This window comes from Marichromatium gracile (assembly GCF_004343155.1).
Lineage (GTDB): Bacteria > Pseudomonadota > Gammaproteobacteria > Chromatiales > Chromatiaceae > Marichromatium > Marichromatium gracile.
Genome location: NZ_SMDC01000001.1, coordinates 177,215 through 190,591, shown reverse-complemented (window position 1 = coordinate 190,591; position 13,377 = coordinate 177,215). Strand labels below are relative to the sequence as shown.

Annotated in this window: 13 protein-coding genes; all 13 read right to left on the bottom strand. The window is 64.5% G+C overall.

Annotated elements, in window-relative coordinates; genetic code table 11:
• Positions 1 to 10: 10 nt before the first annotated feature.
• The 13 genes from glmU to EDC29_RS00800 all read right to left on the bottom strand — a co-directional run bounded on the left by glmU (position 11) and on the right by EDC29_RS00800 (position 13,295).
• Positions 11 to 1,381, bottom strand: coding sequence for a bifunctional UDP-N-acetylglucosamine diphosphorylase/glucosamine-1-phosphate N-acetyltransferase GlmU (gene glmU / locus EDC29_RS00860; RefSeq protein ID WP_123139188.1), 1,371 nt, complete (start codon positions 1,379 to 1,381; stop codon positions 11 to 13).
• A 319-nt stretch (positions 1,382 to 1,700) separates the two neighbouring features.
• Positions 1,701 to 2,126, bottom strand: coding sequence for a F0F1 ATP synthase subunit epsilon (locus EDC29_RS00855; protein ID WP_123139189.1), 426 nt, complete (start codon positions 2,124 to 2,126; stop codon positions 1,701 to 1,703).
• A gap of 12 nt (positions 2,127 to 2,138) precedes the next feature.
• Positions 2,139 to 3,521 carry a F0F1 ATP synthase subunit beta gene (atpD, locus tag EDC29_RS00850; RefSeq protein ID WP_062272116.1) on the bottom strand — a complete coding sequence of 461 codons (1,383 nt, stop codon included), beginning with the start codon at positions 3,519 to 3,521 and terminating at the stop codon, positions 2,139 to 2,141.
• Between the two features lie 87 nt (positions 3,522 to 3,608).
• Positions 3,609 to 4,478, bottom strand: coding sequence for a F0F1 ATP synthase subunit gamma (gene atpG, locus EDC29_RS00845; protein ID WP_123139190.1), 870 nt, complete (start codon positions 4,476 to 4,478; stop codon positions 3,609 to 3,611).
• A 141-nt stretch (positions 4,479 to 4,619) separates the two neighbouring features.
• The gene (gene atpA / locus EDC29_RS00840; protein WP_123139191.1) at positions 4,620 to 6,161 is read right to left on the bottom strand and encodes a F0F1 ATP synthase subunit alpha; all 1,542 of its coding nucleotides are present in this window, start codon (positions 6,159 to 6,161) and stop codon (positions 4,620 to 4,622) included.
• A gap of 13 nt (positions 6,162 to 6,174) precedes the next feature.
• Positions 6,175 to 6,714, bottom strand: a complete 540-nt coding sequence (locus tag EDC29_RS00835; RefSeq protein WP_062272110.1) for a F0F1 ATP synthase subunit delta — start codon at positions 6,712 to 6,714, stop codon at positions 6,175 to 6,177.
• A 9-nt stretch (positions 6,715 to 6,723) separates the two neighbouring features.
• The gene (locus EDC29_RS00830; protein ID WP_005222006.1) at positions 6,724 to 7,194 is read right to left on the bottom strand and encodes a F0F1 ATP synthase subunit B; all 471 of its coding nucleotides are present in this window, start codon (positions 7,192 to 7,194) and stop codon (positions 6,724 to 6,726) included.
• A 72-nt stretch (positions 7,195 to 7,266) separates the two neighbouring features.
• The gene (gene atpE / locus EDC29_RS00825; protein ID WP_005222005.1) at positions 7,267 to 7,518 is read right to left on the bottom strand and encodes a F0F1 ATP synthase subunit C; all 252 of its coding nucleotides are present in this window, start codon (positions 7,516 to 7,518) and stop codon (positions 7,267 to 7,269) included.
• Positions 7,519 to 7,580: 62 nt separating this feature from the next.
• Positions 7,581 to 8,450, bottom strand: a complete 870-nt coding sequence (gene atpB / locus EDC29_RS00820; RefSeq protein ID WP_062272106.1) for a F0F1 ATP synthase subunit A — start codon at positions 8,448 to 8,450, stop codon at positions 7,581 to 7,583.
• 9 nt (positions 8,451 to 8,459) lie between these two features.
• Positions 8,460 to 8,840: an ATP synthase subunit I gene (locus EDC29_RS00815; RefSeq protein ID WP_123139192.1), complete on the bottom strand. Its 381-nt coding sequence runs from the start codon at positions 8,838 to 8,840 to the stop codon at positions 8,460 to 8,462.
• 224 nt (positions 8,841 to 9,064) lie between these two features.
• Positions 9,065 to 9,979 carry a ParB/RepB/Spo0J family partition protein gene (locus EDC29_RS00810; protein ID WP_132228178.1) on the bottom strand — a complete coding sequence of 305 codons (915 nt, stop codon included), beginning with the start codon at positions 9,977 to 9,979 and terminating at the stop codon, positions 9,065 to 9,067.
• A gap of 1 nt (position 9,980) precedes the next feature.
• Positions 9,981 to 10,769 carry a ParA family protein gene (locus EDC29_RS00805; protein WP_123139194.1) on the bottom strand — a complete coding sequence of 263 codons (789 nt, stop codon included), beginning with the start codon at positions 10,767 to 10,769 and terminating at the stop codon, positions 9,981 to 9,983.
• A 234-nt stretch (positions 10,770 to 11,003) separates the two neighbouring features.
• Positions 11,004 to 13,295: a putative bifunctional diguanylate cyclase/phosphodiesterase gene (locus tag EDC29_RS00800; RefSeq protein WP_132228176.1), complete on the bottom strand. Its 2,292-nt coding sequence runs from the start codon at positions 13,293 to 13,295 to the stop codon at positions 11,004 to 11,006.
• Between the last annotated feature and the right edge of the window lie 82 nt (positions 13,296 to 13,377).

The window sequence follows — 13,377 nt, the reverse complement described above, 5'->3', positions numbered from 1 at the left end:
CTGGAACTCCTTAGGGTTTCGGCTGTTTCTGGGGGCGCTGCCAGCCGTTGACGCTGTGCTGGCGGGCACGCGAGAGGGTGAGCTGCTCGGCCGGCGCGGTACGGGTGATCACCGATCCGGCGCCGATGGTGGCCCCCTCGCCGATGCTCACCGGCGCCACCAGCGCGCTGTTCGAGCCGATGAAGGCGCGGTCACCGATCTCGGTACGCGACTTGTTGGCGCCGTCGTAATTGCAGGTGATGGTGCCGGCGCCGATGTTGACCCCGGCGCCGATGGTGGCGTCCCCCAGATAGGTCAGATGATTGGCCTTGCTGCCGGCGCCGAGGCGGGTGTTCTTGGTCTCGACGAAGTTGCCGACATGGGTGGCATCGCCCAGTTCGCTGCCCGGACGCAGCCGCGCGAAGGGACCGATGCGGGCGTCGGCGCCGACCCGGGCGCCCTCGATCACGCAGTTGGCGAGGATCTCGGTGTTGGCGCCGATGGTGCAGTCGCGCAGCACGCAGTTGGGGCCGATGTGGACCCCCGCGGCGATCTCGACCTCACCCTCGATGACGACATTGACGTCGATGGTGCAGTCGCTCGCGGCGGTGAGCCGGCCGCGCAGGTCGAAGCGCGCCGGGTCCTGCAGGGTGACGCCGGCGCGCATCAGTCGCTCGGCCTGCTGGCGCTGCCAGGCGCGTTCGAGCGCGGCGAGCTGGACGCGGTCGTTGACCCCGGAGACCTCGGTGAGGCTGTCGGGACGGGCACTGGCCACGTCCACGCCGTCGGCCGCGGCCAGTGCGGTGACGTCGGTGAGGTAGTACTCGCCCTGGGCGTTGTCGTCGTCGATGCGCGAGAGCCAGTCGTCGAGACGGGCGCGATCGGCGATCAGGAAGCCGGTGTTCGACTCGCGGATGCGGCGCTGCTGTTCGTCGGCGTCGCGCTCCTCGACGATGCGCTCGATGCGTCCCTCGGCATCGCGCAGGATTCGGCCATAGCCGGTGGGGTCGGGGAGTTCGGCGGTGAGCAGCGCCAGCGGGCTGCCGTCGGCCGCGGCGATCAGTCGCTCGAGGGTGGCCGGCGAGATCAGCGGCACATCGCCATAGAGCACCAGCACGCGGTCGAGATCGGCGAGTGCGGGCATCGCCTGCATCACTGCGTGCGCGGTGCCGCGCTGCTCGGTCTGCTCGACCCAGGTGCAGGAATGGCCATCGAGGGCCGCACGCACCTGATCGCCGGCATGGCCGTGAACGACCACGATTCGTGTCGGCTCGATCGTCTCCGCCGCCTCGAGGACGTGCGCGAGCAGTGGCTTGCCGGCCAGTGGATGGAGGACCTTGGGGAGTCTCGAACGCATCCGCTTGCCGAGCCCGGCGGCCAGTATCACGACGCCTAACTTCATGCCTGAGTGATCCTTGCTGGAGTTGTCGATAGGGAGAGACGCCCATCATCCCTGGAGAGGATGCTCCGCCGGGAGCGGTCACGGGCATCGCGCTCGGTGGCTATCCTAGCCGTCTGGGGCACGTGTCGCGAGCACTGCTGTGTGCGCGTCGTCTTTGGGTGTCATCGCCATATGGCTCGCAGGGAGCATGCGCCGGGCGTTTCGTCAGCGTCAAGCGCACCGTTGGCGAGAATAAGGCCCCTTGGCCGATAAAAAAACGCCCCGACCTTGCGGACGGGGCGTTTTCCTCGTGCAGCGCGCCGGACGTGGCGCGAGCGAATCAGCCGCGCTTGGTCTTGCGCAGCTTCTCGATCGCACGCAGCTGGGCGATCGCCTCGGCCAGCTCGGCCTGGGCCTTGGCGTACTCGAACCCGGCCTGTTGTCCGGCCAGTGCCTCCTCGGCGCGACGCTTGGCGTCCTGGGCCGCCGCCTCGTCGAGGTTCGCGGCCCGGACCGCGGTGTCGGCAAGGACCGTGACCACGTTCGGCTGGACCTCGAGCATGCCGCCGGAGACGTAGAAGTGCTCCTGCTCGCCCTGCTCGTTCTCCACTCGGACGTCGCCGGGCTTGAGACGGCTGATGAAGGCGGTGTGGCGGGGCGCGATGCCCACCTCACCCACTTCCGCGCTGGCGTACACCATGGTCGCCTGCCCGGAGTGGATGGCGCCCTCTGCGCTCACGATATCGACGTGGATCGTCATTGCCATGGGTGGTCTCCGTTAGTTGGCCATCTTTTCGGCCTTGGCCACCGCTTCCTCGATGCTGCCGACCATGTAGAAGGCCTGCTCGGGCAGGTGGTCGTACTCGCCGTTGACGATGGCCTTGAAGCCGGCGATGGTGTCCTTGACCGAGACGAACTTGCCGGGCGCGCCGGTGAAGACCTCGGCGACGAAGAACGGCTGCGACAGGAAGCGCTGGATCTTACGGGCGCGGGCCACGGTCAGCTTGTCCTCGTCGGAGAGCTCGTCCATGCCGAGGATGGCGATGATGTCCTTGAGCTCCTTGTAGCGCTGCAGGGTGCCCTGCACCGCACGCGCGGTCTCGTAGTGCTCCTGGCCGACGACGTTGGGGTCGAGGATACGGCTGGTCGAGTCGAGCGGGTCGACGGCGGGGTAGATGCCCAGCTCGGCGATCTGACGCGACAGCACCAGGGTGGCGTCGAGGTGCGCGAAGGTGGTCGCCGGCGACGGGTCGGTGAGGTCGTCGGCAGGCACGTAGACGGCCTGGAAGGAGGTGATCGAGCCGGTCTTGGTGGAGGTGATGCGCTCCTGCAGGGCGCCCATCTCCGAGGCCAGGGTCGGCTGATAACCCACCGCCGAGGGCATGCGCCCGAGCAGTGCCGAGACCTCGGTACCGGCGAGGGTGTAACGGTAGATGTTGTCGACGAACAGCAGCACGTCACGGCCTTCGTCGCGGAAGTACTCGGCCATGGTCAGGCCGGTCAGGGCGACGCGCAGACGGTTGCCGGGCGGCTCGTTCATCTGGCCGTAGACCAGGGCCACCTTGTCGAGGACGTTCGACTCCTTCATCTCGTGATAGAAGTCGTTACCCTCACGGGTACGCTCGCCGACACCAGCGAACACCGAGAAGCCGGAGTGCTCGGCGGCGATGTTACGGATGAGCTCCATCAGGGTGACGGTCTTGCCGACGCCGGCGCCGCCGAACAGGCCGACCTTGCCGCCCTTGGCGATCGGCATGATCAGGTCGACGACCTTGATGCCGGTCTCGAGGATCTCGGTGGTGGTCGACTGGTCCTCGAGCTTGGGCGCGGGACGGTGGATCGACCAGCTTTCCTCGGCGCCGATGTCGCCCTGCTCGTCGATGGCGTTGCCGAGCACGTCCATGATGCGACCGAGGGTCTTCTGGCCCACCGGGACCTGGATCGGGGCGCCGGTGGCGGCGACCTCGAGGCCACGCTGCAGGCCGTCGGTCGAGCCCATGGCGATGGTGCGGACGACGCCGTCGCCGAGCTGCTGCTGCACCTCGAGGGTGAGGCCGACGGACTCGATCTTCAGTGCTTCATAGACCTTGGGCATCTCGCCGCGCGGGAACTGTACGTCCACCACCGCGCCGATGATTTCCACCACGTTACCGGAACTCATAGTCTTTTCCTCTTCTGCCTTGCGGCGTCTAGCGATTCTGTCTGGGTCTGATCCTGGCCGGGGTCGCCGGGGTCAGCCGGCGGTGGGTCAAACCGCCGCGGCGCCGCTCACGATCTCGGAGATTTCCTGGGTGATAGCGGCCTGGCGCGCCTTGTTGTAGACGAGCTGGAGTTCGTCGATCAGGTTGCCGGCGTTGTCCGAGGCGGCCTTCATCGCGACCATTCGCGCGGCCTGCTCGCAGGCGACGTTCTCGACCACGCTCTGATAGACCAGCGACTCGATGTAGCGGGTGAGCAGGGCGTCGAGGACGGTGTGCGCATCCGGCTCGTAGATATAGTCCCAGTGGTAGGGCAACGCCTCCTCCTGCTTCTCGGCGGGGGCGATGGGCACCAGCTGGCGGATCTCCGGGCGCTGCGTCATGGTGTTGACGAACTCGTTGCTGGCGACATGGATCGCGTCGATCTCGCCAGCCTCGAAGGCGTCGAGCATCACCTTGACGGTGCCGATCAGATCCTCGATGTGCGGGGTGTCACCAAGATGGGTCGCCTGCGCCAGCACCTTGCCGCCGAAGCGCTTGAAGAACCCCAGCGCCTTGCTGCCGATGGCGCAGAAGACCGGCTCGATGCCAGCGGCCTGCTGCTCCTTGATCTCGGCACTCAGACGGCGGAACAGATTGCTGTTGAGGCCGCCGCACAGGCCGCGATCGGAGGAAACCACGATATAACCGACGCGCTTGCGCGGGCGTTCCGTGGCCATGAAGGAATGACGGTACTCGGGCGTCGCTTGCGCCAGATGGTGGATCACCTGGAGCATCTTGTCCGCGTAGGGCCGGGAGGCAGACATGCGATCCTGCGCCTTGCGCATCTTCGATGCTGCAACCATCTCCATGGCGGAAGTGATCTTCTGCGTGCTCTTGATGCTCGCAATCTTGGTGCGGATTTCTTTGGCGCCTGCCATTTGATCAAGCTCCCAGCTTCCAGCGCCCGATCCCCGACTCGAAGGTCGGTCGCGGCGCCTGTTTGATTCGGGTCGGTTGTAAGGTCTCGACAACGCCCAACCGCCGCGGGGCGGCGGTTGGGCGCATGTGGATGCGGGCGCTTACCAAGTATTGTTCGCCTTGAAATCCTTGAGCGCCGCGTGCAGACCCTGCTGGATCTCGTCGTTGAAGCCGCCGGTCGAGTCGATCTTGCTGAGCAGCTCGGCCTGCTGGGACTTCATGTAGCCCTGCAGCGCCGCCTCGAAGTCGACGACCTTCTTGACGTCGACGTCGTCGAGGTAGCCCTCGTTGGCGGCGAACAGCGAGACGGCCATCTGGCCGACGCTCATCGGCGAGTACTGCGCCTGCTTCATCAGCTCGGTGACGCGCTCACCGCGCTCGAGCTGCTTGCGGGTGGTCTCGTCGAGGTCGGAGGCGAACTGCGAGAAGGCTGCCAGCTCACGATACTGCGCGAGTGCCAGACGGATACCACCGCCGAGCTTCTTGATCGCCTTGGTCTGGGCCGCGCCACCGACTCGCGACACCGACAGACCGGCGTTGATGGCCGGACGGATACCCGAGTTGAAGAGGTCGGTCTCGAGGAAGATCTGACCGTCGGTGATCGAGATCACGTTGGTCGGAACGAATGCCGAGACGTCACCGGCCTGGGTCTCGATGATCGGCAGCGCGGTGAGCGAGCCGGTCTTGCCCTTGACGGCACCGTTGGTCGCCTTCTCCACGTAGTCGGGATTGACGCGCGCGGCGCGCTCGAGCAGACGCGAGTGCAGGTAGAAGACGTCACCGGGGTAGGCTTCGCGACCCGGCGGACGACGCAGCAGCAGCGACACCTGACGGTAGGCCCAGGCCTGCTTGGTGAGGTCGTCGTAGACGATCAGCGCGTCCTCGCCCTTGTCACGGAAGTACTCACCCATCGAGCAGCCGGCATAGGGCGCGATGAACTGCATCGCGGCCGAGTCGGAGGCGCTGGCGGAGACGATGATGGTGTGATCCATCGCGCCGTGCTCTTCGAGCTTGCGCACCAGGGCCGCGATGGTCGAGTTCTTCTGACCGACCGCGACGTAGATGCACTTAACGCCGGTGTCCTTCTGGTTGATGATCGCGTCGAGCGCCACCGCGGTCTTACCGGTCTGGCGGTCGCCGATGATCAGCTCACGCTGGCCACGACCGACCGGCACCATGGCGTCGATCGCCTTGAGACCGGTCTGCATCGGCTCATCGACCGACTGACGGGCGATGACGCCGGGGGCCTGCTTCTCGATCGGCGAGGTGGCTGCGGCCTCGATCGGGCCCTTGCCGTCGATCGGGTTGCCGAGCGCGTCGACCACGCGGCCGAGCAGGCCTTCACCGACCGGCACCTCGAGCACGCGCCCGGTGCAGCGCACCCAGTCGCCCTCGGAGAGGTTGGTGTAGTCGCCGAGCACCACCGCGCCGACCGAGTCGCGCTCGAGGTTCAGCGCCAGGCCGTAGGTGTTGCCGGGGAACTCCAGCATCTCGTAGTACTGAGCGTCGGACAGGCCGTGGATACGCACGATGCCGTCGGTCAGGCTGACGATGGTGCCCTCGGTCCGGGCCTCGGTTTGAAGATCGTATTTCTCGATCTTCTGCTTGATGAGATCACTGATCTCGGATGGATTCAGTTGCATGGCGGTGTCCCGTTCAGAATTGCAATGCGTTGGCGAGTCGGTCGATCTTGCCGCGGACCGTGTCGTCGATCACCAGGTCCCCGGCACGGATCTCCAGCCCACCAATCAGCGCGCTGTCGGTCTCGACCGTGAGCTCCACCTGCCCGCCAAGACGCGAGGACAGTGCAGTGGCGAGCGCCGCGCGTTGCGCCTCGTCGATCTCGAACGCACTGCGTACGGTCACGCGCCGCATGCCCTCGTCGGCGCTGCGGCTGACTTCGAACAGTCGGGCGATCTCGGGGACGGCCGCCAGGCGTGCGTTGTCGGCGAGCAACCGGAGCAGGTTGGCAACCTCCTCCGGCAGGTCCTCGCCACAGACTTCGAGGGTGATGTCGCGGATGGTCTCGCGGGACACGTTGGGGTTGGCGATCAGCGCGACCATCTGCGGGTCGCCGGCCACCGCGGCCAACCGCCCGAGTGCGTCGGACCATGCCTCGACCTGTCCGGTTTCCTTCGCGCGCTCGAAGGCCGCTTCGGCATAAGGCCGTGCGATGGTGGTGATGTCTCCGGCCATGGGTATTCCCTAGAGCTGCTTTGCGAACGAGTCGACGATCGACTTGTGGGCGTCGACGTTGATCTCCTTCTGGAGGATCTTCTCCGCTGCCGCGACGGCGAGCGTGGAGACGCGCTCACGCAGCTCTTCGCGTGCGCGGTTGGTCTCCTGATCGATCTCGGCGCGCGCCGCGGCGAGCAGCCGATCGCCCTCGGTCCGGGCGTCGCTCTTGGCCTCCTCGACGATGTCGGTGGCCCGCTTCTGGGCCTGACCGACGATCTCGGCGGCGGAGACCTTGGCCTCCTTCATCAGCTCGAGTGCGCGTTGCTCCCCGAGGGCCTGCTCCTGATGGCCACGTTCGGCGGCGGCGAGGCCTTCGGCGATCTTGGCCTTGCGCTCCGCCAACGCGTTGACGATGGGCGGCCACACATACTTCATACAGAACCCGACGAACACCGCGAAGGTGATCATCTGGGCAAACAGAGTCAGATTGATATTCATACCTATGCCTCTTGCCTGAGCCTCATGTGGGCGAGGAGTCTTCTCGGCCCGCGGGAGGGAGCAGGATGCGCGCTAGGCAGCGAACATCAGGAACAGACCCATGGCGATCGCGATGACGGGCAGTGCGTCGACCAGGCCCATGACGATGAAGAACTGGGTGCGCAGCATCGGGATGAGCTCGGGCTGACGGGCAGCGCCCTCCAGGAAGCGACCGCCGAGGACGCCGATGCCGACGCCGGCGCCGACTGCGCCCAGACCCAGCATCAGGCCAGCGCCGATGTACTTGATGACCTCTGCGAATGCTTGTGCGACTTCGAGTTCCATAGTTCTCTCCAGGATTGAAGGTCAGAGCCTTGATTGAAGGTCAGAGCCTTGAAAAACGGGGTTTAGTGATGCTCCTGGTGTGCCATGTCGAGATAGACGATGGTCAGCACCATGAAGATGAACGCCTGCAGCGTGATGATCAGGATGTGGAACACGGCCCACACGAACTGCAGAACGCCGCCGGTGGCGTTGAGCACGAAGCTGCCACCGTAGAGCAAGGCGATCAGGATGAAGATCATCTCGCCGGCGTACATGTTGCCGAACAGTCGCAGGGCGAGCGAGATCGGCTTGGAGATCAGACTGATCCCTTCGAGCACCAGGTTCGCGGGCATGCCCCACTTGCCGAACGGCTGCAGGGTCAGCTCGCCGAGGAAGCCACCGACGCCTTTCATCTTGACGCTGTAGTAGAGCACCATGATGAAGACCATCAGGGCCATGCCGAAGGTTGCGTTGGGATCGGTGGTCGGCACGATCTTGAGATAGACATGGTGCGGATCGGCGCCGAACAGGGCCATGAACTGGCCGAACAGATAGGGCACCAGATCGACCGGCAGCAGGTCCATCAGGTTCATCAGGAAGACCCAGGCGAAGATGGTCAGCGCCAGCGGGGCGACCATCGGGTTCTTGCCACTGAAGGAACCGCGGACGTTGTCCTCGACGAAGTCGACGATCCACTCGACGAAGTTCTGCGCCGCACCCGGCACGCCGGCGCTGACGCGTTCGGCCACACCCTTGAAGAACCAGAGGAACAGGCCGCCGAGCAGGATCGAAAAGAACATGGTGTCCAGATTGATCGCCCAGAAGCCCATCTCCGCGGCCTCCGCGCTGTTGTGCGCGAGCCCCAAGCCGTGCTCGGGGTGTAGACCGAAGGTGAGGTTGGTCAGATGGTGTTGAATGTATTGTTCAGCGGTGAGCGTTTCGGTAGCAGCCATCGATCATTCTCACTTCGTGTTTCGTTTGGCCTGTTGGGCCGCGATCAGGATCGGCATCACTTGCATGAGGAAGTAGGCCCCCAGCAATGCCGGTATGTTCAGGTCGTCGAATGTTGCGAAGGCAACGACGAACAAACCCAGGACCAACGCGATCTTTGCGACTTCGGCACGATAAAAACGCATGACCAAACGCTCAGGCGCCTGGGCGCGATAGGCGCGAAAGACCCAGGCCGCGAGCATGGCGTTGGCCAGCAGGCAGGATCCAGAACCTATGAGGACCGATAGTGCAACGGAGCGACCGAACGGCAGGGCGAGTAGCACCGACACCAGGCTGAGGATCGTCTGTATTTTCAGGACGTTCCCGGCCTGAAGCGCATCCGGCTGTTGCATCAGATCATCGTGGTTTGGTTGAGCGCGTCGCTCACCGGACGCGAAGTATAGGGGATCGCTAATATCGGGTCAATGTAACCGCGGGGTGCCCGGAGCCTTGCGCGGCGCGGGTTTCGGGCCGATGACGAAGGTCTCGACGAACCCGTTCCCGGGGCTGGATCCCTTTGATCGAGCCGGTGTTTCAGCATCCTTCTCGGGGGGGGCGGCCTCGCCCGGCACACTGCTCAACGGATATGGCCGAGGATGCCGTCGAGCTCGTCGAGGCTGGTGTAGCTGATCACCAGCTTGCCGTTGCCGCGGCTGCCGTGCTGGATCCGCACCTCGGCGCCGAGCCGGTCGGTGAGATCGTTCTGCAGTCGGCGGATGTCGGGGTCGGTCACTCCCTTCCGATCCGCTGCCGCCACCGGGCTCTCGCCCTGCTGTTGCCGTCGCACCAGTCGCTCGGTGTCGCGCACCGAGAGACCGCCGGCGACCACCTGTCGGGCGAGCGCGCACTGCATCTGGCCCTTGACCCCGAGCAGGGCGCGGGCGTGGCCCATCTCCAAGCGGCCATGATCGAGCTGGTCCTTGACCTCGGGCTCGAGTTCGAGCAGGCGCAGCAGGTTGGAGATGGTGGTGCGCGACTTGCCGACCGCCTCGGCCACCTCCTGATGGGTGAGCTCGAACTCCTCGACCAGACGGTGCAGCGCGGTGGCCTCTTCCAGCGGATTGAGATCGGCGCGCTGGATGTTCTCGATCAGCGCGATGGCCAGCGCGCTGGTGGCGTCGAGTTCGCGCACCAGTGCCGGGATCTCGCTGAGGCCGGCCTGCTGACAGGCGCGCCAGCGCCGCTCGCCGGCGACGATCTCGTAGCGCCCCTCGGCCAGCGGTCGCGCCAGGATCGGCTGCAGCACGCCCTGGGCGCGGATCGACTCGGCCAGCTCGCGCAGCGCCTCGGGGTCGAAGTCGCGGCGTGGCTGATAGCGCCCGCGCTGCAGCTGCTCGAGCGGCAGGCGCACGATGCGATCGCCGGGCTGAGCGGTGGCGACGGCCCCGGACTGGGAGGCGGTCTCGGCACCGCCACGGGTGGCGCCGAGCAGGGCGTCGAGTCCGCGCCCCAGCCCCTTCTTCTTGTTCGGTCGGGTGGTTTCCTGGTCCATGTCAGGCGGCGTTGCGGCCCTTCTGCTGGCGGCGCAGCACCTCGCTGGCCAGCGCCATGTAGGCGATCGCGCCCTTGGAGGACGGATCATAGAGCTGGGCCGGCATGCCGTGGCTGGGGGCCTCGGCGAGGCGCACGTTGCGCGGGATGATGGTGCGGTAGACCTTGTCCTTGAAGTGCGCGATGAGCTGGGTCGAGACCTGGTTGGCGAGGTTGTTGCGCGGGTCGTGCATGGTGCGCAGGATGCCCTCGACACGCAGCGTCTCGTTGCGGTTGGCACGGATCTGCTCGATGGTGTCGAGCAGCGCCGAGAGCCCCTCGAGGGCGTAGTACTCGCACTGGATCGGGATCAGCACCCCGCGCGCGGCGACCAGGGCGTTGACGGTGAGCATGTTGAGCGAGGGCGGGCAGTCGACGATCACCAGCTCATAGGCCTGGGCGGCGCGCTCGAGCACCCGCGCCAGACGGTGCTCGCGGTCGGGCGAGTCGATCAGCCCGACCTCGGCGGCGGTGAGATCGGCGTTGGCTGGCAGCAGGTCGAAACCGGGCGAGGGCTCGGTGATGCGCTGCAGACAGTCGGCGATGGGGATGTCGCTGAGCAGCAGGTCGCAGCTCGAGTGCTCGAGCGCGTGCTTGTCGACGCCACAGCCCATGGTGGCGTTGCCCTGGGGGTCGAGATCGACCAGCAGCACGCGTCGCTTCATCGCCGCCAGACAGGCGGCGAGGTTGACCGCGGTCGTCGTCTTGCCGACTCCGCCCTTCTGATTGGCGATGGCGATGATGTTGACCATGCTCGACTCAGTCGCTCCGAAATTTCGATCCGTTAGCCAGCCGTTGCGATGAGTGCGCGCCCCATGGTGGCGGTCGGATCAAGGCTCGTGCCGCGTTTGCGGTAGATGCGAGGCAATGGTACTGAATTTTCAGCTCGCCCGGTATCCGGGCTTGGAACGCACTTCAAGTCATCGCCACCTCCGCCGCCTGGCCGAGGGGGGGGAGGGCTAGGAGTTCGTGTGTCGGCGCCCGGCCTAGTGTGGTGCCGTGGCGGGATGCTGGCGATACCACTCAGCGAAGGCGCCTCCGGTCATCGGCTTGCCGAGGCGGAAGCCCTGAAGATGGTCGCAACCCATCGCGTGGAAGAACCGCTGATCGGCCTCGCTCTCGATGCCGACGACGGTAACGTCGAGTCCTAGGGCCCGCCCGAACTGGATGATGGTGTCGATGATGGCTGGCATGCCGCGCGCCGTGTGTAGCTGTCGTACCAGCGCTTGATTGATCTGGAGTCCGGTCAAGGGTAGTTGATCGAGCTTGCTGAGGCTTGAGCAGCCCAGGCCGAAGTCGTCAATCACTAGCTTGACACCGAGAGCCCTGAGAGCGGCGAGTTGATCTGCGCTGCCGTCTGGGTAATCGAACAAGGTAGATTCACTTAGGTGTAGCACTAGCGCGGAGGGCTCTGTCCCCGCGTCTCGGCAAGCGTCGCATAGTCCTTGAATGAAGTGCGGATGAAGAAACTCTCGTGTCGAAACATTTACTGAGATTGGTATCGGGGGTAACCCCGCAACTCGCCATGACTGATGTTGTCGGCACACTTCCCGGATGACCCAAAGTCCGATCTCATGGGTGAGGTGGAGTGATTCGGCTACAGGTAGAAAGGTTGAGGGTGGGATTGGTTCCTGGTCGTGCTGCGGCCATCGCAGTAGCGCTTCAGCCCCATGCAGACACCCTTGCTTCAAGTCCAGGACCGGTTGATAGACGACACGAAACTCTTCCTTGGCGATTCCTTGACGCAGCTGTCTTTCCAGCGTGGCACTGCTCATTACCTGCTCGTTGAGCGCAGCAGTGACGAATTGATAGTGTCCCGGGCGGATTTGTTTTGCGTGGTACATGGCCAAATCGGCGCTTTGCATGAGCTGCTCGATCGTCTCGCCATCTTGTGGATATAGGCTGATACCGAGGCTGGGTGCGCAGTGTAGTTGCAGCTGACCGATAGTATACGGAGGCGCCAGGGTCGCGATGGCCTTGCCCGCTGTGCGAGCGACGTCCGTGGCGTCGTCGATCTTGCTTAGTACGGCGACGAACTCATCGCCCCCCAGGCGGGCGACGATATCCTCTGCTCGGAACAGTGTCAGCAGTCTCTGGGCCACCGCTTGCAGCAACAGGTCGCCGACCGCGTGACCGTACATGTCGTTAACCGCTTTGAAATCGTCTAGGTCGAAGAACAGTACCGCCAGTTGGCGCTTGCTGCGCCTTGCGCTCACTAGCATTTGATTGGCCAATTGGTCGAGTAGTCGACGTGTCGGCAGGCCGGTCAGTGGATCGTGCTGGGCCAGGCGGAGTGCGTGTAGCTCAGCCTCCTTGCGGCGGGTGATGTCCTGCTGCGCCAACAGGATACGCTGATATGTGTTGTTGGCGTCCTGGATGACCTCGGGTCTGGCCTGGAGCCAGCGGTAGGCACCATCCTTGCGGCGTAGCCGATATTGTATTTCGCACGATTCTCGGTTGGCAGCGAAGCCACGCAGCTTTGCAAGGCTGGGCTCGCGATCATCAGGGTGTAGCAGTTCGGCCCAGTCGTCGAAGTTCTTCGGCAAGGCGCCCTGGTCGTACCCCATCTGCCGCTGCCACTCTAAAGGAAATATCACTTGGTTGGTGTGCGGCGTCCATTCCCAGAACGCCAGCTCGGCGAGTGTTGCTACCAAGTGCAGCCGTGCCTGGCTATCGATGATCTTTTGTTCATCACGCTTGCGGATGGTGATGTCCGTCATGATCAGGCGCCAGTCGTGATGAGCCGTGTCGGTGGTCGTCTCTGGCACCAAGCACGCATCCAGGCTGACCCAGATGATCGGTGTGGCTGTTGATGGGCGAAGGCGAAGCTCGTAGTGCTGAGTCCTTCCTGTCGACCACAGCGCACGCCGGTGCTGGTAGTGGATGTCTTGGTCTTCGGGGAGGATGAATTGCGACAAGGGTTTTCCGACCAAGCCGGCGCGTGATAGTCCCAGCAGGGTTTCTGCGGCAAGGTTTGCCTGCTGGATAATACCTGTCTCACTCAGGGTGAGATAGCCGACGGGGGCGAGGTCGTAGAGGTCGAAGTAGCGGGCGCGGGACAACTCTAGGGCTTCTTGCGTCCGTCGCAGTTCTTCGTTCTGCAGCTCGAGTTCGATCTGATGGACCCGTAACTCGTGATTGCTTTGATTGTCGGTTACAAGTGCTGCGTCACGGATGGCGCAGAGCTGCGCTTCGGCGCGTTGACGCAGCTCTTTGAGGGGAATCGGTACCCCTGGTGGAGGGCGCGCCGGCTGTTCTCGATCTGTTCGATCAGGCATGGATGCAACTCCCTCGAATTAAGCAAAAGACTGGAATCCTCTTTTATCTACGTGTTTGATGCTTAGAAATATAAGGTTGTGC

Coding starts and splice junctions, on each gene's coding strand:
- EDC29_RS00835 (WP_062272110.1), bottom strand. CDS start 6,714: ATGGCCGGAGACATCACCACCATCGCACGGCCTTATGCCGAAGCGGCC.
- atpG (WP_123139190.1), bottom strand. CDS start 4,478: ATGGCAGGCGCCAAAGAAATCCGCACCAAGATTGCGAGCATCAAGAGC.
- EDC29_RS00800 (WP_132228176.1), bottom strand. CDS start 13,295: ATGCCTGATCGAACAGATCGAGAACAGCCGGCGCGCCCTCCACCAGGG.
- EDC29_RS00830 (WP_005222006.1), bottom strand. CDS start 7,194: ATGAATATCAATCTGACTCTGTTTGCCCAGATGATCACCTTCGCGGTG.
- EDC29_RS00815 (WP_123139192.1), bottom strand. CDS start 8,840: ATGCAACAGCCGGATGCGCTTCAGGCCGGGAACGTCCTGAAAATACAG.
- glmU (WP_123139188.1), bottom strand. CDS start 1,381: ATGAAGTTAGGCGTCGTGATACTGGCCGCCGGGCTCGGCAAGCGGATG.
- atpE (WP_005222005.1), bottom strand. CDS start 7,518: ATGGAACTCGAAGTCGCACAAGCATTCGCAGAGGTCATCAAGTACATC.
- atpB (WP_062272106.1), bottom strand. CDS start 8,450: ATGGCTGCTACCGAAACGCTCACCGCTGAACAATACATTCAACACCAT.
- EDC29_RS00805 (WP_123139194.1), bottom strand. CDS start 10,769: ATGGTCAACATCATCGCCATCGCCAATCAGAAGGGCGGAGTCGGCAAG.
- EDC29_RS00855 (WP_123139189.1), bottom strand. CDS start 2,126: ATGGCAATGACGATCCACGTCGATATCGTGAGCGCAGAGGGCGCCATC.
- atpA (WP_123139191.1), bottom strand. CDS start 6,161: ATGCAACTGAATCCATCCGAGATCAGTGATCTCATCAAGCAGAAGATC.
- atpD (WP_062272116.1), bottom strand. CDS start 3,521: ATGAGTTCCGGTAACGTGGTGGAAATCATCGGCGCGGTGGTGGACGTA.
- EDC29_RS00810 (WP_132228178.1), bottom strand. CDS start 9,979: ATGGACCAGGAAACCACCCGACCGAACAAGAAGAAGGGGCTGGGGCGC.